Genomic DNA, 24,285 nt, shown 5'->3' on the forward strand with positions numbered 1-24,285 from the left:
CCCGCCGGCCGGGCCGGGCGCCACCGAGCACGCCGGGCCGGCGCGGCTCAGCCGAGCGCGGCGATGAGCGACCCGAGGTGCGACGGGTCCGGGTCGAGCTCGCCGCGCTCGATGCGATGCGCGAGCCCGACGACCGCCCCGTTGACCGGGGTCGGCACCCCGAGCCGCTCCCCTTCGGCGAGAACGTGCCCGTTGAGGTCGTCGACCTCGCTGTGCCGCCCCTTCCGCCAGTCCTGCAGCACGGTCGTGGTCGCGCCCGGGACCACGAACCCCGCGAAGAGCTTGTCGGTCATGATGTCGACGACCCGGCCGGGGTCGGCGACGTCGGCCGGCTCGAGCCCGAAGATCGGCAGGATCGGATGCCCGAGGGCGACGCCGACCGCGAGGGCCTCGTTCCCCGCGGCGACCATGACGTCGCGGAAGCCGGGCAGGTGCAGCGCGTCGAGCATCGGCAGCCCGAGGATGGCCGAGGTCACGAGCAGCGTGGAGTTGCTCACGAGCTTCATCCACTTCGCGGCCTCGATGTCGTCGACCGCCTGCACGGTGCCGGAGTGCCGGAGCAGGGCGGCGATCTCGTCGACGCGGTCGACGGGACCGCCGGGGAGCGCGCCGACCGCGAACCACGACCGTGGCACGCCGGTGTGGCGCTGCACCTCGCCCGGCGTGTCCATCGTCGCCGAGCACTCGATCACCGAACCGATCGAGCGGTGAACGCCCACGACCTCCTCGACCGTGCGCGCGGTCATGCCGTTCTGCACGCCGACCATGAGGCCGTCGTGCTCGAGGTACGGTGCGATGAGCTCGGCCGCCCAGCGCGAGTCGTAGGCCTTCATGAGCATCAGCACGACGTCGAACCGGTGCCGCAGCTCGGCGACCTCGCAGAGGTGCATCGTGCGCGGCCGCACGTGCAGTTCGCCCTCGGGCGAGTGGATGCGAAGGCCGTCGTCGCGCATGCGCTCGACGTGGGCCGGCCACTGCTCGATGAGCACGACGTCGAGCCCCGCCGCCGTCAGGTCGGCGCCGATCGAGGCGCCGTTCGCCCCCGCTCCCAGCACCGCGATCCGCTGCTCGCCCATGACGCCTCCGCACCTCCATCGGAACGCGATGAGAATACAGCAGTGATGTACACCAGCGCGCGGGTTCGCTGATAATTTGGACCAATCGGACCCTCGTTGTTCATCGAGGGTGAACACTTCTCGAAGACGAGAGCAGGAGCCATGATCCTCCACATCGCCACGTTCCGTTGGAAGGACGACGTCGCCGAGACGGATGTCGCAGACCTCACCGACGCGCTGCTCGAGATGGCAGGCCGCATCCCGGAGATCCGGTCGTACGCGGCGGGCCCGAACCTGCACCTGCGGCCCGGCGGTGCCGACTTCGGCGTCGCCGCGCTGGTCGAGGACGCCGCGGGACTCGACGCCTACCTCGACCACCCGTCGCACACGGCGGTCTACGACCGGCTGCTCGGCCGGATGATCGCGGAGCGCAGCGCCGTGCAGCTGCCGGTCGAGGAGGGCTCGTTCCGGTGAGCCCGATGCGGGCCGCGGTGCTGCACGAGGTCGGGCGCCTGAGCATCGACGAGGTGTCCGTGCCCGAGCCCGGCCCCGGCGAGGTGCTGATCCGGGTCGGCGTCTGCGGCGTGTGCGGCAGCGACGCGACGGAGTACGGTCGCGGCCTGGTGCTCGCGCAGCCGCCGGTGACGCTCGGGCACGAGTTCGTCGGCGTCGTCGAGGCGGTCGGCGAGGGCGTGACCTCGGTCGCGGTCGGCGCCACGGTCGTGTGCGGTGCGGGCGTCTCCTGCGGCGAGTGCGGCCCGTGCCGGCAGGGGCGGACGAACCTCTGCCGCAGCTACACCACGATCGGGTTCCACCATGACGGCGGGCTTGCCGAATACGTGACCGCCCCCGCGGGCATCGTGCTCGACGTGTCCGACTCCGGACTGCCGATGGACACCCTCGGCCTCGCGCAGCCGATGGCGATCGGCGTGCACGCAGTGCGTCGCAGCGGGCTCCGCGCGGGACAGCACGCGGTCATCGTCGGGGTCGGCGGCATCGGTGCGTTCATCACCTTCGCGGCCGCGGCGACGGGTGCGAACGTCCTCGTCGTCGACCCGAACGCCGAACGCCTCGAGCTCGCCGAGCGGCTCGGGGCGGCCGCGTCGCTCCGCGCAGGCACCACGTCGCTCGCCGAGCACCTCGAGGGCAAGGGCATCGAACCCGACGTGTTCTTCGAGGTCAGCGGATCGGCACCCGGCCTGGCCTCCGTGCTCGAGGCGGCGAAGCCCGGCGCGACGATCGTGCCGGTCGGCGTGCAGCGCGGCGAGCCGCAGCTGCACCTGGCGCGAGTGACGCTCGGCGAGTTCCTCGTCGTCGGCACGGTCGCGCACGTCTTCGCGACCGACTTCCCCGAGGCGGTGCGCCTGCTCGCGATGAGGTCCGACTGGTCGGATGTCGCGGGCGAGGCGATCCCGCTCGAGCGCGTCGCCGTCGACGCGCTCGAGCCGATGCTGCGCGGCGGTCCTCGCCGGATCAAGACGCTCGTCGACCCGTGGATCTCCGAGGCGCGGCCGGCGGTGCACGTCCGCGAGTAGCGCCGTTCCCCGGCATCGGCGGCGACATCGGCGTCGGAGGGAGCCGGCCGGACGCGGCGGGTCAGGCCCCGAGCTCGTCCATGGACCGCAGCACGTCGACGGCCGAGCCGATCGCGGGCGATCCGTTCGTTGCATCGGAGCCGGGCGCCGCCGGCATCGACTGGTTCTGCTGGCGCCGCCCGACGACGAACCAGACGCCCTTCGCGACCGTGTCGCCCTCGTTGACGTAGAGGTGCGGGCGCACCGAGTCGAACTCCAGCGAGTCGCCGGGGCCGAGCGTGTACGTGTCGAACTCGAGGTGCAGCGTGAGCCGCCCCTCGAGCAGGTAGGCGTACTCGACGCCCGCGTGGCGCATGAGCTTTCCTTCAACCGAGCTGCTCGCGCCGGGTTCGTAGGTCACGAGGAGCGCGTCGGCCGGGCCGCTGCTGCCGACTGCGAGTCGCTCCCAGCGGACACCGTTCTCCATCTCGATGACGGGGTTGTCCGCCGCACGCTGCACCGGGGGCAGCGCCGGCCCGCGATGCCCGTAGAACGGTGCGGGCGCCCCGCCGGGCGCACCGATGCCGAGCAGGTCGTCGAGCGAGGCGCCCAGGTGGTTCGCGAGGGCGTAGAGCGTGGCGACCGACGGCTGCGTCTTGCCGATCTCGACCTGCGAGATGAGGCTCGCCGACACCCCGAGGGCCTGCGCGACGCTCCGCAGGCTGAGTCCGCGCTGCAGGCGTGCTTCGCGAAGGCGTTCACCGAGGCTGTCCGCCATGTCTGCTCCCCTGTCCCCGGGCTGCGGCCGTCCGCCGCCTTCGGCCCGGCCGTCGAGGCCATTCTAGGGCTCGACGGGTCGCGAAATGTTAAGCTGTGCTGTACGCGGCGTACAGTGGCGCGCGGAGGAACGTCAAGGAGGTCTCGATGAAGAGCACCGGTTCGACCGGACCCAACGCCGTCGACTGGGAGGAGCGCGTCGACATGGCGCGGCTCCGGGACGATCGCCTCGCGAGGCTCAAGGCGCAGCTCGAGGCATCCGACCTCGGCGCCGTCCTCGCGTTCGACTTCTCGAACATCCGGTACATGAGCGCCACCCACATCGGCACGTGGGCGATGGACAAGCTCATCCGCTTCGCGCTGCTCACCCGGAACACCGACCCGATCGTGTGGGACTTCGGCTCGGCGGCCAAGCACCACGCGCTGTACAACCCCTGGCTCGACCTCACGACGGCCGAGATGGATGCCGACCCCAACGCCCCGCACGAGGGCGCGAAGCGCCCGCGGCTCGAGTCGGGCGCCCGTGCGGGCATCTCCACGCTCCGCGGCGCGTTCCCGCCCGACGCGGAGATCGCCCAGGGGCTGGCGAAGAAGATCAAGCGCGAGCTCGAGAAGTTCGGGGTCGCCGACCAGCCGCTCGGCGTCGACGTGATCGAGCTCCCCGTGCTCTTCGCGCTCCAGCAGGAGGGCATCGACGTCGTCGACGGCCAGCAGCTGTTCATGGAGGCCCGGCGCATCAAGACCCCTGACGAGATCCGGCTGCTCACCCAGGCCGCGTCGATGGTGGATGCCGCGTACGAGGAGCTCTACCGGTTCCTCCGCCCCGGCGTCCGCGAGAACGAGGCGGTCGGGCTCGTCGCGAAGACGCTCTACGACCTCGGATCGGAGTACGTCGAGGGCGTGAACGCCATCTCCGGCGAGCGCTGCTCGCCGCACCCGCACGTCTTCTCCGATCGGCTGATCCGGCCCGGCGACCCGGCGTTCTTCGACATCCTGCACAGCTGGAACGGCTACCGCACCTGCTACTACCGCACGTTCGCGGTCGGTTCGGCGAGTTCGGCCCAGCGCGACGCCTACACGCGGGCGCGCGAGTACATGGACCGCGCGATCGCGCTCGTGAAGCCCGGCGCCACCACGGCCGACATCGTGAAGGTCTGGCCGACGGCGCAGGAGTTCGGCTTCCCCGACGAGGAGGCCGCCTTCGCCCTCCAGTACGGCCACGGCGTCGGGCTCTCGATCTGGGAGAAGCCGATCTTCTCGCGGCTGACCTCCCTCGACCACCCCGAGGAACTGCAGGAGGGCATGCTGTTCGCGCTCGAGACGTACTGGCCGTCGGCCGACGGCTGGGGCGCGGCGCGCATCGAGGAGGAGGTCGTCGTCACCGCCGACGGCTGCGAGGTCATCACCAAGTTCCCGGCCGAGGAGCTCATCGTGGCCGGCCGCCGGTACTACACGGTGGACGGCCCGTTGAACCTCGAGCGGGACTCGCAGTCGCACCGCAACACCACGTGGGGACGGGGTGAGGCGTGACGACGCTCGGGTTCCTCGGCCTCGGCACGATGGGCAGCGGGATGGCGCGCCGCCTCGTCGACGAGGGCCATGCGGTGATCGCCTGGAACCGGTCTCCCGATGCCGTCGACGAGCTGGTCGCCGCCGGCGCCGAGCGAGCGGCGACGCCCGCCGAGGCCCTTGCGGCTGATGTCTCGTTCGCCATGCTCGCCAACGACGAGGCCGCCGAGGCGGTGCTGACGGATGACGCGATCCGCGCCGCCGCCGGGCGCACGCACGTGATGATGGCCTCGATCAGCCCGGCGCTCGCCGACCGTCTGACCGAGCGGTTCGACCGCGCAGGGGCCACGTACGTCGCGGCGCCCGTGCTCGGCCGGCCCGCCGTCGCCGCGGCCGGGCAGCTGAACATCATGGCCGCCGGGCCGGCCGACGCGGTCGACGCCGCGCTGCCGTACCTCGAGGCGATGGGGTCGCGCATCTGGCGGCTCGGCGAGCGCCCCTCGGTCGCGAACGCCGTGAAGGCGGCCGTGAACTACAACATCATCCACGCCATGCAGGCGCTCGGCGAATCGATCGCCATGACCGAGCGCCAGGGCGTGCCCGCCGCGCAGTTCGTCGAGCTGCTCTCGAGCACGCTGTTCGGCGGGGTGGTCTACGGCGGCTACGGCGGCATCATCGCGGAGCAGCGCTACACGCCGCCCGGCTTCCACATCTCGCTCGGCCGGAAGGACCTCGGCCTCGCGGAGGAGGTCGCCGAGGCCGGCGGCGTGACGCTCGCGACGATGCCGGCGCTCGTGGCGGTGTTCGAGCGTGCGATGGCCGATCCCGACCTGAAGGACGCGGACTGGAGTGCCATCGCCGAGGTCAGCCGGCGCGACCTGCTCTGAGCGACCGAGGCCCGGTCCGGGCGCGGCGCGACCTGACCGGAATGCGTGGGCGCGGCCCGACTCGCCCGACGGCCGCTGCCCTCGGCGTGCGCTGAGGCTGGACAGCGCGTTGCAGGATCTCGCGCCTAGGTGATGCTCCAGCCGCGGTCCACGTAGAGGTTGACCGCCGAGACCCCGCGGTTGCGCAGCAGGAACTGCACGGCGTCGACGACGTCCGCCATCGTGGCGAGCTTCCCGCCCGGGGTGCGGCGCTCGTACTGCTCGAGCACGCCCTCGGGCTTGTTCGCCCAGAACGGGCTGTCGCCGATGATGCCGGGGTGGAGCGCGTTGACGCGGATCGGAGCGAGCTCGAGCGCGAGCGTGTTGACGAGGCCCATGACCCCGCCGTTGATGGAGGACACGGTGGTCGAACCGGGGTAGGGCAGGTCCTTCGCACGACCGCCGAACAGCACGATGCCGGTGTCGACGCTCGGCTCCAGCCGGTCGATCAGGGCGTGCACCGTCTCGGTGTAGCCGATGAGCTTCAGCGTGACGAGCCGCGTGGCGCGGTCGATGTCGTAGTCGCGGACCGTGTTCTGGTCGCGCTCGATCGCGGCGAGCACGAGCCCGTGCACCTGCCCGATCGAGCCGAGTTGCCCGGCGATCGTCTTCGGCTCGGAGATGTCGAGCGCGACCGCGGTCGCCCCCGGCCCGAGCGACGCGGCGATCTCCTCGGTACGGGCCTGGTCGCGCCCCGTGATCACCACGCGGTCGCCGCGCGCGATGGTGTCGCGAGCGAGTTCCAGGCCGATTCCCGACGTTCCGCCGACGATGACGATCGTCCTCGCGTTGTCTGCCACCGCTCCGGCCTCCTGAAAGTGTTACTGGACATCGTTGTGCAGCATTGCTTAACCTGAGTCAAGCCGACCGATTCGGTCGAAGTCAAGCGGCCCACCCGCCGCCGGCGCCGTCTCGGAGGCCTGCGCGACGACGCGCACCATCGCGAGTCAAGGAGGATGAGCGTCAGAATGAGCGGCACCCCGGCACCTCAGCCCGGCCAACCCATCGTGTTCCGCAACGGGATCGTCCTGACCATGGACGACGCCCACACCGTGCTCCCCGAGGGCGACGTCCTCGTCGTCGACGGGAAGATCGCCGAGGTCGGCACCCACGTGCCGGTGCCCGACGGCGCCCTCGAGATCGATGCGAAGGGCGGCATCGTGATGCCGGGCATGGTCGACACGCACCGCCACATGTGGCAGACCGCCATGCGCGCCTACGGCGCCGACTGGACCCTCACGCAGTACTTCGTCTGGTACTACCTCGAGCACGGCATGAAGTTCCGGCCGGAGGACGTCGCTGCGGGCAACCTCATCTCCGCGCTCGACGCCATCGAGTCCGGGGTCACCACCGCCGTCGACTGGTCGCACGGCCTGCGCACCGTCGACCACGGGGAGGCCGCCTACGAGGCCCTCGCGACCTCGCCCGGACGCTTCGTGCTCGCCTACGGCAACCTCGCGCAGGCGCCGTGGGAGTGGACGCAGGACCCGGCGGTGCGCAGCCTCATCGAACGCGCACGCGACGACTCCCGCCTCTTCGGCGCGCAGATCGCGTTCGACGTGCCCGGCGACGAGAACTTCCCCGAGCAGCCCGCGTTCGACACGGCGCGCGACCTCGGCCTGAAGGTCACCACGCACGCCGGCGTCTGGGGTGCGACCAACGACAACGGCATCCGCCTGATGTACGAGCACGGGGCCATGCAGCCGGGCAACATCTACGTGCACGCCGCGACGCTGAGCGACGAGTCGTACCAGATGATCGCCGCCTCGGGCGGGTCGGTCGCGCTCGCGACCGAGAGCGAGCTCACGTGCGGCCAGGGCTATCCGCCCGCGCACGCGCTGCGCAAGCACGGCATCCCGGCCTCGATGTCGGTCGACACGAGCGTGTGGTTCAGCGCGGACATGTTCTCGGCCATGCGCACCACGATCGGCGCCGACCGGGCGCTCGAGCACTACATCGCGCACCAGTCCGACGAGACCGTCACGCACGCCAAGATCCGCGTCGAGGAGGTCGTCGACTGGGCCACGCGCGGCGGCGCCAAGGCGCTCGGCAAGTGGGACCAGATCGGCAGCCTCGAGCCGGGCAAGCTCGGCGACGTCGTGCTCATCAAGAACGACGACTCGCCCACGATGGTGCCGATCGTGAACCCCTACGGCCATGTCGTGTACCAGGCGGGCCGTGGCGACGTGCACACCGTGCTCGTCGGCGGGGAGCCGGTCAAGTGGGACGGCAAGCTCGTCTCGGGCGACCTGCCGTCGGTGCGCACGAAGCTCGAGAACACGGTGGAGTACCTGAAGGGCGAGCTCGGCGAGGAGACGTGGAAGGCGGGCATGAACCCCGAGATCCCGGAGACCGAGATCCTCACCAACCCGTACCAGTACCGCCGCAGCGACGCGCCGCACGCGCACTGACCCGGCGCGCGGCGATCGCCTCGGCGATCGCGACCCGGAGGCCCGGCCTGTTCCCCCAGGGAGCCGGGCCTCCGTCGTGCCGGCGTGCGACCGCCGCAGGCCCTTGGACCCCTGCCGCGATGCGGCACCCCGCGCTAGCCTCCAGCCATGACTGCCGCCACCACCCCGCAGACCGATCGCTGGAACGTCCTCGCGATCGTCGCCTTCGTGACCGTCTGGTTCACGGTCATCCTCGGCCTGATCTTCGGCCACATCGCGCTCTCGCAGATCAAGAAGACGGGCGAGAGGGGTCGCGGGCTGGCGCTCGCCGCCGTGATCATCGGATGGATCGCCGTCGCGCTCGGTGCGCTCACCGCGATGTTCCTCCTCATCTTCGGCGGGCTCGCGATTTCCGCGAACTCGTAGATGCGACGCTGCGGACCGGCTGGATCGCCCCGCCTCTCCCCTATTGGCGCGCGAGCGCGGCCCGCAGCTCCGCCTCGTGGTCGACGATGTGCTCGCCCGAGACGTCGAACACGACCCGCTGGATCGTGCCGGTGAACTCGAACGGCGCGGTGTAGGCATCCGTCAGCGGCGCCCCGGCGTCGAGGCCGACGGACACGCCCGAGGCGAGTCCGAGCATGATCGGGATCGTGACGGGCAGGTCGCCGCTCCCGATCGGCTCCCCGTCGACGAACAGCGTCACCGTGGCCGGGGTGCCCTTGCCCTCGCGGATGCTCGGCTGCCCCGTCGGCGCGAACTCCATGCTGAGGATGTGCCTGCCGGTCGGCACGTCGCCGTCGCTCGTGACGTGGAAGTACTCCGCCGCCACGTAGTTGTACGTGTAGACGAGCCGCCCGTCCTTGACGTAAAGGCTGTAACCGCCATCGACGCCGCCCTGGCTGACGATCACGCCCTCGGCGCCGCCGTCCGGGATCTCGACGAGCGCGTTGATGGAGTGCGGGCGGTTCACGAGCCGCGGCGCGGCGCTGCCCGCGACCTCCGAGGTGTGCGGGAAGTACACGTACCGCGAGCGGTCCTTCGCGATCACCGGACGCTGCTCGGCGAAGCGCTGCTGGCCGCGGCCGTCGATGGGCAGCACGTGGTACTTGCCCGCCTCGACGTACCAGAGCGAGATGAGCTCGCCGAGGCGGTCGGGATGGTCCGCGGCAAGGTCGTGGTTCTCGGCGAAGTCCTCGGCGACGTGGTACAGCTCCCAGCCGTCGGCGTCGAGCTCGCGCAGGACGTCGGCCGTGATCGGGTCGCCGAACGCGCGCCCCGACTCCGTGAACGAGGTTCCGGGCCAGGGGCACACGGCGCGCCATCCGTCGTGGTAGATCGAGCGGTGCCCGATCATCTCGAAGTACTGCGTCGTGTGCAGCGAGGTGGCGGATGCATCGGTCAGCGCGTCCTTGAAGCTGACGCCCTCGATCGGCGACTGCGTGACGCCGCGGATCGAGGTCGGCGGCTCGATGCCGAGCAGGTCGAGCACGGTCGGCACCATGTCGATGGCGTGCGCGTACTGGGTGCGGATCTCGCCGCGCGCGGGGATGCGGTTCGTCCACTGCACCATGAACGGGTCGCTGATGCCGCCGCGGTACGTCTCGCGCTTCCACCGCCGGAAGGGGGTGTTGCCGGCCCAGGTCCAGCCCCACGGGTAGTGGTTGAAGTACTTCGGACCGCCGAGGTCGTCGATCGCGGCGAGGTTCTGCTCGAGCGAGTCGGGCACGAAGTTGAAGAACTTGTTCTCGTTGATCGACCCGGTCGGGCCGCCCTCCGCGCTCGCGCCGTTATCGGAAATGAGCATGATGAGCGTGTCGTCGAGCACCCCGAGCTCCTCGAGGAAGGCGAGCAGTCGGCCGATCTGGTGGTCCGTGTGCTCGAGGAAGCCGGCGAAGACCTCCATCATGCGCGAGTACAGCCGGCGCTCGTCGGCCGAGAGCGAGTCCCAGTCCTGCACGTCGGGGTCGTGGCGCGAGAGTTCCGCGTCGGCGGGCACCAGGCCGAGCTCCTTCTGCTTCGCGAACACCCGCTCTCGGTAGACGTCCCATCCCTCGTCGAACATGCCGGCGTACCGGTCGGTGAACTCCTTCGGCGCATGGTGCGGCGCGTGCATCGCGCCGGTGGCGAAGTACGTGAAGAACGGCTTGGTCGGCGCGACCTGCTTCGCATCGGCGATGAACGTGATCGCGCGGTCGACGAGGTCCTCGGTGAGGTGGTATCCCTCCTCGGGCGTCTTGGGCGGTTCGACCCGGTGGTTGTCGTGCACGAGCTCCGGGTAGTACTGGTGCGTGTCGCCGCCGAGGAACCCGTAGTACCGCTCGAACCCGCGCCCGAGCGGCCAACGGTCGTACGGCCCGGCCGCCGTCGCCTGGTCGGTCGGCGTGAGGTGCCACTTGCCGAGGGCGAACGTGTTGTAGCCCTCGCCCTTGAGGATCTCGGCGAGGAACCCGTTCTCGAACGGCACGTTGCCGTCGTATCCCGGGAAGCCCGTCGAGGTCTCGGTGATCGCCGCCATGTGGTTCGAGTGGTGGTTGCGACCGGTCAGGATGCACGTGCGCGACGGCGAGCACAGCGCGGTCGTGTGCATGTTCGCGAACCGCACGCCGCCGGCCGCGATGCGGTCGATGTTCGGCGTGCGGATCGGGCTGCCGTAGCAGCCGAGCTGCCCGTAGCCCATGTCGTCGATGACGATGAACAGCACGTTCGGCGCCCCCTCGGCTGGCCGCAGCGGCTCGGGCCAGGCCGGCGACGACTCGTCGAACGTGCGCGCGATCACGCCCGGGAACGTCGTCCCGGGTCGATACTCGTGCAGCTGCGGTTCCTCGGACATGTCTCCCCCAGACTCGGCCGCGCCGCGGCGGCGCCGCCCCCCGGGAACCTAACAACGGGTCGAAGGCGCCGCCGGGCCTTCGGTCCCGCGCAGGTCAGCGCGACGAATCCCGGCCCGACGGCGACGCCGTCACCGATCTCGAACCCGTTCCGGGCACACGCCGACGCTGGACGTCGGCTGTCCGTCGGGCCATGATGAGCCCCAGACGACCACGTCATCGGGGGGAGGCGAGGGTCGATGTCCGATGCATCCCGACGCCCTGCGTCGAAAGCCGGCACCGAGGCATCCGCTGGGCTCTTCATCTTCGTTCCCGGGCTGCCCGTGCGCCGACGGGGTCGGCCCGGCTGGGTGTCGCTCATCGAACGGATGCGCGCCGAGCTCGGGCCGGGATGGCGCGTCGAGGTGTTCGAGCACGGTGTGCACGCGACCTCGCGCACCGATCCCGACGAGGTGGTGCGGCATCTCGCGGCGCAGATCCGCGACTGGACCGGAGAGTTGTCGACCGACGTCGAGGTTCCGACCGACATCATCCTGGTCGGGCACAGCTTCGGCGGCGTGCTGGCCCGCGCCGCATTCCTGCACGACGCCGGCACCGCCGATCACCCCGGCCGGGAATGGACGCGCCTCGTGCGACGCCTCGTGCTGCTCGGGAGCCCGAACGCCGGCTTCCGGCTGGACGCACCGGGCACTCCGGCGGCGTGGCGCCTGGCCTACGCGCTCGCGACGCCGTTCTTCGACTTCACGATCGAGAACGTGCAGTCCGGCGGCTACTGGATCACCGACCTCCGGCTCCGCTGGCTCGAGACGTTCCGCCGGCTCGAATCGAAGCCGAAGGTCGTCCAGGTGCTCGGCACGTCGGACCGGCTCGTCACGCACGAGGACATCCTCGACCTCCGATTCATGCCGAATTCGACGGTGTACGAGATCCCCGGGGCCGACCATCCGGGTCTGATCGCGATCGACGACGCGCCATCGCCGTCGCGGCGCTACGAGCAGGTGAAGACCGCGATCCTCGGGCGCGCCGACGAGGCGGTGGATGACGAGAAGCAGCTCGACCCCAGCCCCACGGCGTTCATCCTCCACGGCATCCGCGCCTCGGCACTGGGGACCTGGGTCGAGGACCTCGCCACGGCCTATCGGGATGCCGCGGCATCCGATTCGGCACTCGTGGTGAGCCCGGACACCGGCTACTTCACGGCCATGGAGTTCGCGCTCCCGGGGACGCGTCGGCGCAAGGTCCACGAGTTCCTCAAGCTCTACGGTGACGCGTACGCCACCCGCGACCCGGATCTGTTCGTGTTCGCCGGGCACTCGAACGGCACGTACATGATGGCACGCGCGCTCGACCGGGTGCCGTCGATGCGCTTCCGGCGCATCTTCCTCGCCGGGACGGTGCTGCCGCGCCGCTTCGACTGGCAGCGACGCTTCGACCAACGGCAGATCGGGTACTGGGACGAGGACGGCGCGTGGTCGCCCGGAACCATCCGCAATGACCGCGCGACGCGCGACGTGCCCGTCGGGATGCTGTGCTCGTGGCTCAGCGGGCTCGGCAGTGCGGATGTCGGCACCGCCGGCGTCAGCGGGTTCGAGAACGTCTCGAGCGTCACCATCGACCAATCGCGCACCTTCGTCGGCGGCCACGGCGCGGCGCTGGCGAAGCCGGCCCAGTTGGTCGACGTTGCGGGGTACCTCGCCGGGTCGACTCCCCCGGCGTCGGCCGGTCCGTCGGCCGACCTGCCCAGGATGGGCACGACCTCGCCGCTGTTCGCCAGGGCGAGCCGCGCGATCGGGCTCAGGATCGTCGCCTGGGGCGCGATCACCGGGGCGGGCGTGCTCGCCGGCCGGGGCCTCGTCGCGCTCGGGCGCGCTCGAGGCCCCGGAGCGGCGATCGGCACGGGTGCGGCGGGTGCGATCGGCCTGTGGACCCTGCTGCGATCGATCTGATTCGCCCGGTCGCGCCGCCGTGCCGACGCTCGTCGTCAGCCGACCCGCGCGGCCGGGGTCGCACGCGGTGATCGCGCGACGACGTCGAGCCATTCCATGACGGATGCCTCGAGCCGGGCGCTCAGCTCGGCGTCGTGATCGGCGTTCGTCGGATCGGCGAAGAGGTGCGCCGACCCCGGGTAGACCTCGAGCACCCCGTTCGCCTCGGCGACGAGCCCGCGCGCGACCTCGAGGTCGACCCAGGGGTCGTGCTCGGTCGTGTGCACGGCGACCGGGACGCCCGTCGGCCACGGCGTCTCGAAGGCGGCCGACGGGAGGCAGCCCGACATGAGCAGCGCGCCGCGGGCGCCCGGGCGAGTCTGCGCGAGCAGCTGCGCCGGGCCGGTGCCCAGCGAGAAGCCGGCGTACACCAGGCCGGCCGGCAGCGACTGCGCCGCCGCGACCGCGCGATTCGAGAGCTCGGGGATGCCGATCTCGTCGCGGTACGCGACGCCCTCGTCGAGCGTGGCAAAGACCTTGCCGTCGTAGTAGTCGGGCGTGTGCACGACGTGACCCGCCGAGCGCAGCGTCTCGGCGAATGCGAGGACCCCGTCGGTGAGTCCCTGGCCGTGGTGGAAGAGGAGGATCTCGTTCATATTGGACAGCGTACAACTCAATTGATCGGCGTACAATACCTGTATGGGACGAACCGCGGGACAGCGAGCCGGCCTCACCCGGCAGCAGGTCACGGATGCCGCGATGGAGCTGCTGCGCGAGGACGGCCTCGACGCCGTCTCGATGCGACGGGTCGCCGAACGACTCGGCGTCGCGCCGAACAGCATCTACGCGCACGTCGCCGACAAGGCGGCGCTCGTCGACGACCTGATCGACGCGATGCTCGCTGGCGTCCCGACCCCGACCGACGACGGATGGCGCGCCCGCATCGAACGCGTCATGCGCGACAGCCGACGTGAGTTGCTCGCCCATCCCGACCTCGTGCCGTTCGCCTTGGTTCGCCAGTCGGTGGGACCGAACGCGCTGCGCCTCGGCGAGGCCACGCTCGGTGCGCTCCGCGAGGCCGGGCTGGATGGCGCGGCCGCCGTCACGGGGCTCCAGTTGCTGCTCGTGCACACCATCGGGTCGGCGGCGTTCGAGACCGGCCGCACGCGGGACCCCGACCCCGCAGCACGGGGTCGCCGCGGACGCGAGCGGGCGGCGGAGTTCGGCGGCGTGACCGCCGAGCTCAGCGAGCCGATCTCGCGGTGGAGCGGTGACGAGGTCTTCGAGCGCGGCCTCGGCTGGCTGCTCGACGGGCTGGTGTCGGGCTCGGCCGACGCACGCTGACCACGGCCACGGGCACGCCGGCGACGACGCCGCCGCAGCCCGGCGGGTTCTACGGCGGCTGGATCACCTCGAACGTCGTCGGCCCGTTCAAGGGCGGTCCGGGCTCCTTCGGCTGGTAGCCGCGCCGGCCTCGAGGTCTCCGGGCACGCGACCCCGCACGCTCACTCGACGATCGTGCACGGGGTGAACCCGCTCTTTGCGGGCGAGAGCAGAGTGCCGCCGACGCCGATGGTGCCGGGTGCACTGCCCGGGTTGAGGGAGTTCACGGACGCCTCGACCGCGGGCGAAGCCGTCTGGCCCGCCGGCAGCCCCTGGATGCCGAACACGTTGATGGCCGGGTCGGTCGTGATCTTGGAGAGCTGGATGCCGGGTGCCGTGAACCCGAACCCCGGATCGAGCGAGCCCGTGGTGACGTTGTTCGTGATCGCGAGGCAGAGTGCGGCGTCTCCGCCGAACGGCGAGCCCGACGACGCGCGGATGCCCGCGAGGCCCGGGCCGGTCGGGGCGGCGACCGTGTTGAACACGACCTGCGCCGTGACGATGCCCGAGTCGGCGGCCTCGACGGCGATGCCCGGCCCACCGGCCGCGCTGATCTCGTTGTTCGCCACCACGAGGGCGAGCTTGGCCGAGGCGCTGCCGAGCGTGCTCGCCGTCGCGGCGATGCCCGCGCACCCCGACGCACTGCCCGCGGCGATCTTGTTGACCGCGATGACGGCGGTGACGTTCGCCTGGCCCGCCGCGGTCAACCCGATCGCCTGGCAGTCCACATGCCGGATCGGGTCACCCACTTCGCCGTTGCGCGAGACGGCGAGATTGGCGTCGGCCCCGCCGGACACCTGGATGTCGACGAACCCGTCGGGCTGCTGCCCGACACCGCCGTCGCCGCCGTCCATGCGGTTGCCCACGACGGCGACGAAGTCCTGGTCGCTGTTCGGCACCCCGAGCGTCGACTTCGCGGTGCCCGCCGTGTTGCCGCCGAGGAGGCGGATGCCGTACCCGGCACGGAAGTCCGTGATCGTGTTCGACGCGATCGTCGCCTTGGTGATCGTCGCGGCGCCGGTCGCGCTGCCGGTGGCCGACAGCACGATCGCGGAGCCGGGCGTGAGCAGGTCGCCCGCGTCCGAGATGCGGTTGCCGCTGATCGTCACCAACGGGATCGTGCCGCCGCGGTTCGCGATCGAGACGCCGGATGCCTCGTTGAGCTCGAGCACGTTGTTCGAGATGTCCACCGTGCCCGAGAGGTTCGACAGCGCACTGCCGTCGAAGGCGATGCCGTCTTCGCCGTCGGCGTCGCCCGCGCCCGTGATCGTGCCGTCGCGGAACGTGAACCCGGCGACATCCGCCCCGCTGATGCCGTTGCCGGCGGGGTTCACGATGCGCATGTTGCGGAGCGAGACATCCGCGGTGCCGGAGAGGTCGATCGCATGGTTCGTGGCGGCGGCGATGGTGCCGCCCGAGGCGTCGCCGCCCTGTGCCGCGCTGCCGCCGCCCGTGACGTGCAGGCCGCCTGCGGAGCCAGTCGAAACCAGCCTGATGCCCGAAGGCGCCCCGTTCGCTGAGATGCGTTCGAACGTGACGTCGTCGGCTCCGATGCTTGTCCCGGAGATCGAGAGCGCGACGCCGGTCGTGCTCGCGAGCCGGTTGCCCGTGCCGGTGACGACGATGGTGCCGGACGTGTGCGCGTCGAGGGCCCCGCCGCTTGTCGTCGCGACGTCGAGCCCGCCGCCCGTGATCGACAGGCGGTGCCCGCCGGATGCGCCGAACTCGATGCCGGTCGATGTGCCGGTCTCGAGGTGCTTGGACGCCCCGGACAGCACGGTCGCCCCACCGGTGTTGCCGACCACCCTGACGCCGCCGCCCGCATCGCTGCCGTCGGTGATCGACCCCGAGAGGGTCACGGTGCCGCCGGTGCGGTTCAGGATCTCGACGCTGTTCGTCGCGGGTCCGTCGTTGATCGAGCCGCCGTACGAGATGTCGCCGCTGCCGCCGACCACGCGGATCTGAGTCAAGCCGAACGCTCCCCCGGAGAGCTCGCCGCTCGCCGCCGAGAACGAGCCTGCGCCGATCTGGTCGATGTTGATGCCGAACACGTTGCTCTTCGTCGCGGTGACCTCGTCGAACGAGAGCGACGAACCTGCCGATGCAACGACCTGGACCGCCGGCCCGTTGGTCGCGACGATCTTCGCGGTCGCACTCGCGGGCACCGTCACCGGGCCGGTCAAGTTGAGGCTGAAGACCGCCTGGCTCGAGTTCGTCGTGCGCAGGTCGAGGTCGCCGAATGCGACGGCGCCGGTCGTCTGCTGCAGGAAGATGCCGCCGGTACCGCCGGTACCGCCGTCGACGACGACCCGGTCGATCTGGCTGCCTTCGAGGTTGGTACCCTGCGCGAGCAGCGCCCAGCCGGTGCCCGTGGTCCGGATCTGCACGGTCGCCGCGGGGTCGAACACGACCTTCGCGGTGTCGTCGACGAGCACGCCGAAACCGGTGACGTCGACCTCGAGGTCGCCGATCGTGTTCGTGCCCGTCGCGCCCTGCAGGGCGAGCCCGATGCCGCCCGCCACGGTGTCGATGATGCGCACGTCGTCGATGGTCACATCGCCCGCCGGGTCGGCGTTGTAGTCGACGACGCCGATGCCGCCCGCCACGGTGACGGGGTGCACCTCGAGCCCCGCGATGCGGTTGCCGACGCCGAGTCCGACGACGTACGTTCCGCCGGCCGCGGTCGTCGTGATCGTCGGTCGCTTCGCCGGGTCGCCCGTGTGCAGGGTGCGACCGCCGACGACGAGGTCGGATGCCTCGCCGATGAGCTGCTGGTCGTCGTCGAGCACGATGCCGTCGGCGTAGCCGGTCGTGGTGCCGTCGCCCGCGAAGACGAACACGTCGTCGCCGTCGGCACTCGCCGCAGCGGCCTGCGCGAGCGTGTCGAACGGCTCGGCCGATGTACCGCTGTCGCCCGGCGCGTCGTTGTCGACGTACCAGACGCAGTCGGCGATCGCGATCGTCACGTGGCCGGTGTCGGTGAGCGGCACGACGGGCCCCTGGTCGGTGAGGGTGTAGTCGAAGCCGTCCGAGACGGTCGTGCACCCTGCCGGCGGCGTGTAGACGACGTCGCCGTCGGCTTCGATCGTCACGCTCCCGCCCTGCTCGGTCGCGAACGTGCCGGGCACGATGGCGAGCACGGTCCCGGGGTCCTGGTCGGTGTCGCCGTCGAGCAGGTCGCCGGTGATCGTGAGGTGCGGGCCGGCGACTGCCGGCGGCCCGTCGGTCGGGTCGTCGATGACGAGCACCGTGTTGCCGATGGCCGAGTCGGCTCCGTCGAAGGTCTCGTCGTCGGCGACGGGCGCGTCGGCCTCGCAGGTGACCTGCACGCTCACGAGCGCGGTCGACCCACCGGGCGCGAGCGTGTACGTGAAGGTGTCGGGTCCGTCACCGCTCGGCAGGTTGCAGTACCCGGGGGGCGAGTCGTACGTGAGGCCGGTGCCGCCACCCGTGATGACGACCGTGCCGATGCCCGGCTGCGTCACGTTCGCGATGCTGATCGGGCCGCCGTCGACGTCGGTGTCGTTCGCGAGCACGTCGATCGCCGTGGCCGGGGCATCCTCGTCGAAGGTCGCGTCGTCGTTCACGGCGATCGGGGCGTCGTCGACGCAGGCGACCGTGACGCTGACCGTTGCCGTCGAGCCGCCCGGCGCGAGCGTGTAGGTGAAGTCGTCGGTCACGGTGCCGGGCGGGGCGTTGCAGGAGTCCGCGTCGGGTTGGTAGGTGACGGATGCCGCGTCGGCCGCGAGCACGACGGTGCCGTGCGCCGGCTGGCTGACCTGGCTGATCGAGATCGGACCGCCGTCGGGATCGGTGTCGTTCGCGAGGAGATCGAGCGTCGAGGCGGCGGAGTCCTCCGTGACGTTCGCGGCGTCGTCGACGGCCGTGGGCGGCACGTCTTCGACCACGTCGAGCACCGAGACGGTGAAGACCTCCTCGCGGGCACCGCCGTACCCGTCGGTGCCGCGCACCCGGATCGAGTAGCTCGCCTTCGTCTCGAAGTCGAAGCTCGCGGCGGTCTTGAGCGTCGTTCCGGTGATCGTGAACGAGGCGTTGTCGGCGTCGCCCGTGCCGCTCACGAGGGCGAATGCGGGCGTGGCGGCCGGATCGGGGTCGACGAGGCCGAGCGTGCCGACGGTCGTGCCGGCGGGCTCGTTCTCGAGCACGTCGGCGTTCGAGAGGGTCAGGTCGCTCGGGTCGTGGTTGCCGATGACGTACCGCTGCTCGCCGGCGAGGCACTCGGTCGACGCAGCCACTCGCCGCAGCACCCCGGAGCTCGGCGCGCAGAAGAACACGGGCTGCCCGTTCGTCGTCGGCACGACCAGCACGGCGCCGGCAGGCTTCGCGCCCATGCACGCCTTCGCCGACGTGTAGCGCCGCACCGACCCGTCGGGCTGGATGCACAGCGACGTCGGCCCCGGCCAGATGGTGACCGCAGTCTCCTGCTTGGGGCGGCAGTCGCTGGCCGTCGCCGCGGCGCGCATCAGGCCGTTCGACTTCTGCGCGCACGCCACGCGCAGCTCGGTGGCGGCGGTGTCGGCGAAGGCGACCGACGGCGTGACGAGCGCGAGGATCATCGCCGTCACAGCAAGCAGCACGACGACGAATCGAGATGGCGGATTCGTTGCCCGCGCACCGAGCCGGAAGTTCAGGACAGACGCGTGGGACATCGGGTCTCCTCTGGCCGCCGTGGCCATCGAGACGCATCGTCGCGGCGAGGCACGGCACTGAGGCCAACATTCGACCACGCCGGAACAGCGCGCCAGCCCGCGAACGGGGGTCGCGTCCTCGGCCGATCGGCCGAGGCGGCCGGAGCCGGACGGCCGATGTGCGCTGCGACCCGCACGGCGAGCATCGACGTATGACGACCGCTCTCCGCACCGCGCCAGGCACACGCCGTCCCCGCCTTCCCGAGTGGCTCGCGCCCGCCGGCCTCATCGCGCTCAGCCTCGTGCCCGTCGCGGCCGGGGCCTTCCGCCTCACCACGCTCGCGACCGGCGCCCGGGTGACCGCCGAGAACGCCCGTTTCGTGGACTCCCCCGTGCCGGTGATCGTCCACATCATCGGCTCGGTCGTGTTCCTCGTGCTCGGCGCCCTGCAGTTCGTGCCATCCCTCCGCCGACGGCGCTGGCACCGCATCGCCGGTCGCATCGTCGCGCCCGCGGGCCTGCTCTCGGCCGGGTCGGCGCTCTGGATGACTCTCTTCTACGAGATGCCCGCCATCAACGGCCCGGCCCTGTTCGTGATGCGACTCGTGTTCGCCTCGGCGATGGCCGCCGCGATCGTGGTCGCCTTCGGCGCCATCCGTCGGGGCGACGCTACGACGCACAGCGCGTGGATGACTCGTGCCTACGCGATCGGCCTCGGCGCCGGCACGCAGGTGCTGACCTTCCTGCCGTGGACGCTCGTGCTCGGCGCGCCCGACCAGGCCATGCACTCGGTGCTGATGGGCGCCGGCTGGGTGATCAACCTCGTCGTCGCCGAGTTCGTCATCCGGCGCCGCGCGGCGGGCACCGCCCGAGGGCCCCGCCGTTCCCGTACTTCCGGCCGATCCGCGGCGGCGAGCGCGCGCCTATCATGAGCGGCATGACGAGTCCCGTCCGGGCGCTGTGGGATGCTCCGGCCGCCTCCCCGCCGCCGCCCCGCCGGGTCTGGCGCGACTGGGCGCTCGTCGCGGCGCTCCCGCCGCTCATCCTCATCGAGGCGGCCCTGCGAGCGGATGTCCCGTGGCGCTGGCTCTGGGCGGTCGTGCTGGTGGTGCTCGTGCCGACGCTGCTGTGGCGCCGCATCCGCCCCTTCACGATGCTGGCGATCCCGTTCGGCGTCGGAACGGCCGTCGGCCTCGCGACCGGCGGCGACCCGCAGCTGTTCGGCACGGCGTACTTCCTGATCCTCGTCTACGCGGTGATGCGGTGGGGATCGGGCCGCGCGATGCTCGGCGGCGCGGCGCTCGTGATCGCCGGCGCGCTCGTCTCCCTGCCGTTCGGCGATCCGACGCCCGGCGACGTGGTCGGCGGCATCGCGGTCGCGGCGACGACGATGGCGCTGGGCATCGTCTTCCGGCAGCGGGCGGCCGCGCGGGCGCGGGAGCTCGATCGCGTGCGGCTCGTCGAACGCGAGCAGCTCGCGCGCGACCTGCACGACACGGTCGCACACCACGTCTCGGCGATCGCGATCCAGGCGCAGGCGGGCGGCGCCGTCGCCGAGTCCGACCCGGAGGCGGCGGCCGAGGCCCTCCGCGTCATCGAGGGCGAGGCATCCCGGACCCTCGACGAGATGCGATCGATGGTCGGGGTCCTGAGGCGAGCGGATGCCGCGGAGCTGGCGCCGACGCCCGGCATCGCCGACATCCGGCGGCTCGCGCGGGCCGGCCCGAGCGCGCCCGGCGACGGGGGCGTCCGCGCATTCGGGAACGACCCCGCCTCGACCCCGTCCGACTCTCCCACCGCCCGCGACGACCGATCCGCGGCCGCGTCCGGTGACCCGGCCATCGACGTGCGCATCGATGGCGACCCCGACGCCGTACCGCCGGCCGTCGGCGCCGCGGTCTTCCGCATCGCGCAGGAGGCCGTGACGAACGCACGTCGGCACGCGCGCGACGCCACGCGAGTCGACGTCCGCGTGCGGGTCGCCGGCGACGGCGTGCGGGTCGACGTGGTCGACGACGGTGCGCCCGCGGCATCCGTCGCCCCCGGATTCGGCCTGACCGGCATGGCCGAGCGCGCCGCCGTGCTGGGCGGCACCTGCACCGCAGGGCCCGCCCCCGACGGCCGCGGCTGGGTCGTCACCGCGGTGCTGCCGCGCGACGGATGGTCGGCGTGAGCGACCGCGCGCCCGTGCGGGTGCTCATCGCCGACGACCAGGATCTCGTGCGCGCCGGGCTGCGCATGATCCTGAACGCGCAGCCCGGCATCGAGGTCGTCGGCGAGGCTGTCGACGGTGTCGAGGCCGTGGCCCTCGCGCGCGACCTCCGGCCCGACGTCTGCCTGCTCGACATCCGCATGCCCGCCATGGACGGCCTCGAGGCCACGCGCCTGCTGGCCGGCGCGGACGTCGCCGACCCGATCCCCGTCGTCGTGATCACGACGTTCGACCTCGACGAGTACGTCTACGGCGCGCTTCGCGCCGGCGCGCGCGGGTTCCTCCTGAAGAACGCCGGGCCGACGATGCTCGCCGAAGCCGTGCACGCCGCGGCCCGGGGCGACGCGCTCATCGACCCGAACGTGACCGTCCGGCTCATCGAGGCGTTCGCCGGGTCGGATGCCGCATCCGCGCGATCCAAGGCGGCGCCCCCGCCCGCGACCCCGCTGACCGACCGCGAGGAGGACGTGCTCGCCGCCGTCGCCCGCGGCCTCGGCAACGACGAGATCGGCCGGGCGCTGCACATCTCACTGAGCACGGTGAAGACGCACGTCGCGAGCCTCATGGCGAAGATCGGCGTGCGCAACCGCGTCGAGCTCGCGATCTGGGCGCACGAGCGCGGTGCGGTGCGCTGAAGCGGGGGCGTCGCCGGGCCGCCGTGGTCGGATCGTAGCGGGCATGCTCAGGCGGTCCTTACGCCGAGATCCGCCCTGTTCCGGGCACACGTCGCGTCGGCACGAGCGCATGGGGGATGGTCCGGCCGCCTGACGGCTCGTTTCGTCGATCACTCATCCGCGTCTCCCCGGAGCCGCGAGTCCGGGACAGCCCGGTGACCGCCGATCGGGCGATGCGGTGGGCTTCGAACACGTACCGCCACTGGAGGCGGCACGGTTCGAGAATGGAGAGACCCATGCCTGAGAAGCGAAATATCGGCCGCGCACTCGATGCCCGACTGGTCAACCCGGATGTCACGCTCGCTCGCCTGGTCGAGGCGGGACAACGGCTCAGCGAACTGGACGGCACGGTGAGCGTGCCCACGCTCATCGGCGACTGGTACGTGTACCACCAGCTGCCCGAGGGCGTTGACGAGATGATCTCTTCCGAGCACGTGAAGGTGCTCGCGGAGTTCGGCGTCATCGACCTGGATGCCACGCTCGGCTCGGTCGTCGAGGCGAACGCGTTGGAGACCGCCCTCGAGAAGGCGGGCGCGACGCTCGTCGGCCCCTGGTATGTCTACAAGTCCGGTATTGCGGACGATGGCATCGAAGAGGTCATCATCACCGAGGGTACGAGGTGATCATGGGCCGGCCGGCGGGCGGCCTCGGCGCCCTGACGAGGGACGAGCGGTACTGGGCGCACGTCGGCTGGCTCGATCGTCATCTCCACGCGTTCACTTCGGACCAGGGAGTCACCCGGATCCAGCAGATCCAGCGCTGCGGCGAGCTCGCGCTCGCCCTTCGTACGCGGGTGCTCACCGAGGGGTCGGTCGATGCCCTGGGCTGGCTGCCATGGCGCGACTCCCTCGTGGCGTACCTCGACCGCGACTCCATCCGGGAGCGCTCCCGCGCGGAGCTTCCGACGGCGCACGCATGGCTCATGCCGTACGTCGTGCTCCGCAGCCTCGACCTGTGGTCGGACTCGTGGCACGATCAGACCCTCCGGGCCGCGCAGCGCTGGGGATTCCCCGAGACGCTCGAGGTAGTGCCCTACCGCCGAGCGGATCAGCTCTTCTTCCTTCAGTTGCTCGATCCATCCCGTGCTCCTGAACTGCGAACGGCGATCGATCGGACGTCACTTGCGTCCGGTCCGAGCATCATCCATGCCGATCGCGATGCCGCGTACAGTGTCACGCACACCATCCTGTACGCGACCTCCTTCGGGCTGGTCCCGGTCGATGCGTCATGGCCACACCTGCAGGCCGCCCGCCACTTCGTCGAATCCGCCCTGGTGCGCTTCACGCGCCGACGCGACTGGGATCTCGTCGGCGAGCTCCTGATCTGCATGAAGCTGCTGCCTGGCGCGAACCGGGAGCTCGCGCAGGAGTCGGAGCGGCAGTTCGCCTCCGCCGTCCGCCCGGACGGGGCGATTCTGCCCTCGGATGCCACGGCCCGTGCCCTGGACGCGATGGACCGCATCGAGCCGCAGGCCGACTTCGATGCGGTTTACCACACCACTCTGGTCGGCTTGTTCCTCGCCGCTTCCACGCCGCGCAGCGCACCTGCGGCCTCGCACCGGGTCTGGCGAACCGGACCGCAACGCGACATCGCCTCGCCGAAGCTCCTGGCGGTCGCCCATCTCGGGCGTGCCGAGGGCGTGCGAACCGCACCCGAAACCGAACCCGAGGGCGTCGCGAAGATCGGCTGGGACACGACGCTCCGCGTGGACCGCCTGGAACTCGCCGCGACCCTCCGGAGCGGGCCCGACCCGACCAACGACCCCGAGGTCCTCATCGCGCTGGCTACGGCGCTCGCGGCCGAACGCGACTACGGAGCGCTCATCGGGGTACTCGGCTGGCTCGTAGAACTCGGCCGGTGGGACGAGTTGGCCGACGCGTGCTTGGAATTGCTCCTCGACCATCAGTTGCCGGACGGGCGCATCGGGTTGCTCGACGCTCGCCTCAGCGACGCCGACGAGACCACCAAAGCAGTCGTCTATTCGACGTTGACCGACCGGTTCGTCGGCCTGTGCGATCGAATCGAGCATGCGCGGCACGGCAGTGACGAACTGCTCCGCGCACCTGCAGCAGCAGGGTGAACCCGTCGCGGTGCGTCTTCTCGACCGCGGCGAGGTCCTCGCCCGCACGTTCCTGCGCCGCTTCATCGGCGATCCCTAGGGCATCGGCATCTCGCTGATCCGCTGGGCGTCCGCGACACGATCGGTCGCGCACTCTTGACGCACGCGGCGGGGCTCGCCGGCGATGACGACGACGCTCCCGTCCGCGTCGCCCTCGCGAGCGCGCTCATGGTCGGCGTCGCCTTCCACACCCGCATCCTGGGGGTCGACGCGCTCGAACCGCTCGACATCGACGAGCTCGCCGCCCGCCTCGGCCCCGCCCTGCAGGCGGTGCTCGTGGGCGCGCGCGGCGCGTCGTCCTGAGACGAGAGCCCCGAACCA

Annotated in this window: 20 protein-coding genes and 1 pseudogene; 15 read left to right on the forward strand and 6 right to left on the reverse strand. The window is 71.4% G+C overall.

The annotated features are described in order from the left end of the window. Positions 1 to 47: 47 nt before the first annotated feature. Complete coding sequence (locus ACSJD1_RS05675; RefSeq protein ID WP_438854342.1) at positions 48 to 1,076, reverse strand: ketopantoate reductase family protein; 1,029 nt, start codon at positions 1,074 to 1,076, stop codon at positions 48 to 50. A gap of 141 nt (positions 1,077 to 1,217) precedes the next feature. Here ACSJD1_RS05675 and ACSJD1_RS05680 point away from each other — a divergent pair, with 141 nt between their 5' ends. After that, positions 1,218 to 1,529, forward strand: a complete 312-nt coding sequence (locus ACSJD1_RS05680) for a Dabb family protein (protein WP_438854343.1) — start codon at positions 1,218 to 1,220, stop codon at positions 1,527 to 1,529. Between the two features lie 5 nt (positions 1,530 to 1,534). Next, positions 1,535 to 2,590: a zinc-dependent alcohol dehydrogenase gene (locus tag ACSJD1_RS05685; RefSeq protein WP_438854557.1), complete on the forward strand. Its 1,056-nt coding sequence runs from the start codon at positions 1,535 to 1,537 to the stop codon at positions 2,588 to 2,590. A gap of 61 nt (positions 2,591 to 2,651) precedes the next feature. Here the strand turns inward: ACSJD1_RS05685 and ACSJD1_RS05690 are convergent, their stop codons facing one another. After that, a complete protein-coding gene (locus ACSJD1_RS05690; RefSeq protein WP_438854344.1) occupies positions 2,652 to 3,347 on the reverse strand; it encodes a helix-turn-helix domain-containing protein in 696 nt (231 codons plus the stop codon). 146 nt (positions 3,348 to 3,493) lie between these two features. Between ACSJD1_RS05690 and ACSJD1_RS05695 the strand changes: the two genes are divergently transcribed. Both ACSJD1_RS05695 and ACSJD1_RS05700 read left to right on the forward strand, forming a co-directional pair. Further along, on the forward strand, positions 3,494 to 4,876 hold the full coding sequence (locus ACSJD1_RS05695; RefSeq protein WP_438854345.1) for a M24 family metallopeptidase: 1,383 nt from the start codon (positions 3,494 to 3,496) through the stop codon (positions 4,874 to 4,876). After that, on the forward strand, positions 4,873 to 5,742 hold the full coding sequence (locus ACSJD1_RS05700; RefSeq protein ID WP_438854346.1) for an NAD(P)-dependent oxidoreductase: 870 nt from the start codon (positions 4,873 to 4,875) through the stop codon (positions 5,740 to 5,742). The genes ACSJD1_RS05695 and ACSJD1_RS05700 overlap by 4 nt, the downstream gene beginning before the upstream one ends. A gap of 125 nt (positions 5,743 to 5,867) precedes the next feature. Here ACSJD1_RS05700 and ACSJD1_RS05705 read toward each other — a convergent pair whose 3' ends face one another. Continuing rightward, positions 5,868 to 6,581, reverse strand: coding sequence for an SDR family NAD(P)-dependent oxidoreductase (locus ACSJD1_RS05705; protein WP_438854347.1), 714 nt, complete (start codon positions 6,579 to 6,581; stop codon positions 5,868 to 5,870). A gap of 168 nt (positions 6,582 to 6,749) precedes the next feature. On the opposite strand from ACSJD1_RS05705, the gene ACSJD1_RS05710 reads away from it, so the two are divergent. Both ACSJD1_RS05710 and ACSJD1_RS05715 read left to right on the forward strand, forming a co-directional pair. Continuing rightward, a complete protein-coding gene (locus ACSJD1_RS05710; protein WP_438854348.1) occupies positions 6,750 to 8,192 on the forward strand; it encodes an amidohydrolase family protein in 1,443 nt (480 codons plus the stop codon). A gap of 147 nt (positions 8,193 to 8,339) precedes the next feature. Then, positions 8,340 to 8,597, forward strand: a complete 258-nt coding sequence (locus tag ACSJD1_RS05715) for a DUF4190 domain-containing protein (RefSeq protein WP_438854349.1) — start codon at positions 8,340 to 8,342, stop codon at positions 8,595 to 8,597. Positions 8,598 to 8,637: 40 nt separating this feature from the next. On the opposite strand, the gene ACSJD1_RS05720 is transcribed toward ACSJD1_RS05715, so the two are convergent. After that, complete coding sequence (locus tag ACSJD1_RS05720; protein ID WP_438854350.1) at positions 8,638 to 11,004, reverse strand: arylsulfatase; 2,367 nt, start codon at positions 11,002 to 11,004, stop codon at positions 8,638 to 8,640. A 237-nt stretch (positions 11,005 to 11,241) separates the two neighbouring features. On the opposite strand from ACSJD1_RS05720, the gene ACSJD1_RS05725 reads away from it, so the two are divergent. Continuing rightward, on the forward strand, positions 11,242 to 12,948 hold the full coding sequence (locus ACSJD1_RS05725) for an esterase/lipase family protein (protein WP_438854351.1): 1,707 nt from the start codon (positions 11,242 to 11,244) through the stop codon (positions 12,946 to 12,948). 35 nt (positions 12,949 to 12,983) lie between these two features. On the opposite strand, the gene ACSJD1_RS05730 is transcribed toward ACSJD1_RS05725, so the two are convergent. Next, the gene (locus tag ACSJD1_RS05730; RefSeq protein ID WP_438854352.1) at positions 12,984 to 13,583 is read right to left on the reverse strand and encodes a dienelactone hydrolase family protein; all 600 of its coding nucleotides are present in this window, start codon (positions 13,581 to 13,583) and stop codon (positions 12,984 to 12,986) included. A gap of 43 nt (positions 13,584 to 13,626) precedes the next feature. On the opposite strand from ACSJD1_RS05730, the gene ACSJD1_RS05735 reads away from it, so the two are divergent. Together ACSJD1_RS05735 and ACSJD1_RS05740 are read left to right on the forward strand one after the other, a co-directional pair. Beyond that, entirely contained in the window at positions 13,627 to 14,271 is a 645-nt protein-coding gene (locus ACSJD1_RS05735) for a TetR/AcrR family transcriptional regulator (protein ID WP_438854353.1), read from the forward strand. Positions 14,272 to 14,303: 32 nt separating this feature from the next. After that, positions 14,304 to 14,390: pseudogene (locus ACSJD1_RS05740) on the forward strand (DUF427 domain-containing protein); the annotation flags it as partial. 42 nt (positions 14,391 to 14,432) lie between these two features. Here the strand turns inward: ACSJD1_RS05740 and ACSJD1_RS05745 are convergent. Continuing rightward, complete coding sequence (locus ACSJD1_RS05745; protein WP_438854354.1) at positions 14,433 to 18,980, reverse strand: beta strand repeat-containing protein; 4,548 nt, start codon at positions 18,978 to 18,980, stop codon at positions 14,433 to 14,435. 191 nt (positions 18,981 to 19,171) lie between these two features. Here ACSJD1_RS05745 and ACSJD1_RS05750 point away from each other — a divergent pair, with 191 nt between their 5' ends. The 6 genes from ACSJD1_RS05750 (at position 19,172) to ACSJD1_RS05775 (ending at position 24,267) form a co-directional block, all read left to right on the forward strand. Next, positions 19,172 to 19,891 (forward strand): DUF2306 domain-containing protein, encoded by a 720-nt coding sequence (locus ACSJD1_RS05750; RefSeq protein ID WP_438854355.1) that lies wholly within the window; start codon positions 19,172 to 19,174, stop codon positions 19,889 to 19,891. A 5-nt stretch (positions 19,892 to 19,896) separates the two neighbouring features. Next, positions 19,897 to 21,132: a sensor histidine kinase gene (locus ACSJD1_RS05755; RefSeq protein WP_438854356.1), complete on the forward strand. Its 1,236-nt coding sequence runs from the start codon at positions 19,897 to 19,899 to the stop codon at positions 21,130 to 21,132. Then, positions 21,129 to 21,806 carry a response regulator gene (locus ACSJD1_RS05760; RefSeq protein ID WP_438854357.1) on the forward strand — a complete coding sequence of 226 codons (678 nt, stop codon included), beginning with the start codon at positions 21,129 to 21,131 and terminating at the stop codon, positions 21,804 to 21,806. The genes ACSJD1_RS05755 and ACSJD1_RS05760 overlap by 4 nt, the downstream gene beginning before the upstream one ends. A 275-nt stretch (positions 21,807 to 22,081) precedes the next feature. After that, positions 22,082 to 22,468, forward strand: a complete 387-nt coding sequence (locus tag ACSJD1_RS05765; protein ID WP_438854358.1) for a hypothetical protein — start codon at positions 22,082 to 22,084, stop codon at positions 22,466 to 22,468. A 2-nt stretch (positions 22,469 to 22,470) separates the two neighbouring features. Continuing rightward, entirely contained in the window at positions 22,471 to 23,925 is a 1,455-nt protein-coding gene (locus ACSJD1_RS05770; RefSeq protein WP_438854359.1) for a DUF6895 family protein, read from the forward strand. 120 nt (positions 23,926 to 24,045) lie between these two features. Beyond that, entirely contained in the window at positions 24,046 to 24,267 is a 222-nt protein-coding gene (locus ACSJD1_RS05775; protein ID WP_438854558.1) for a TetR/AcrR family transcriptional regulator, read from the forward strand. Positions 24,268 to 24,285 lie beyond the last annotated feature (18 nt).

The sequence above is a fragment of the Agromyces excoecariae genome (assembly GCF_051715505.1).
In the GTDB taxonomy this organism is placed as follows: Bacteria; Actinomycetota; Actinomycetes; order Actinomycetales; family Microbacteriaceae; genus Agromyces.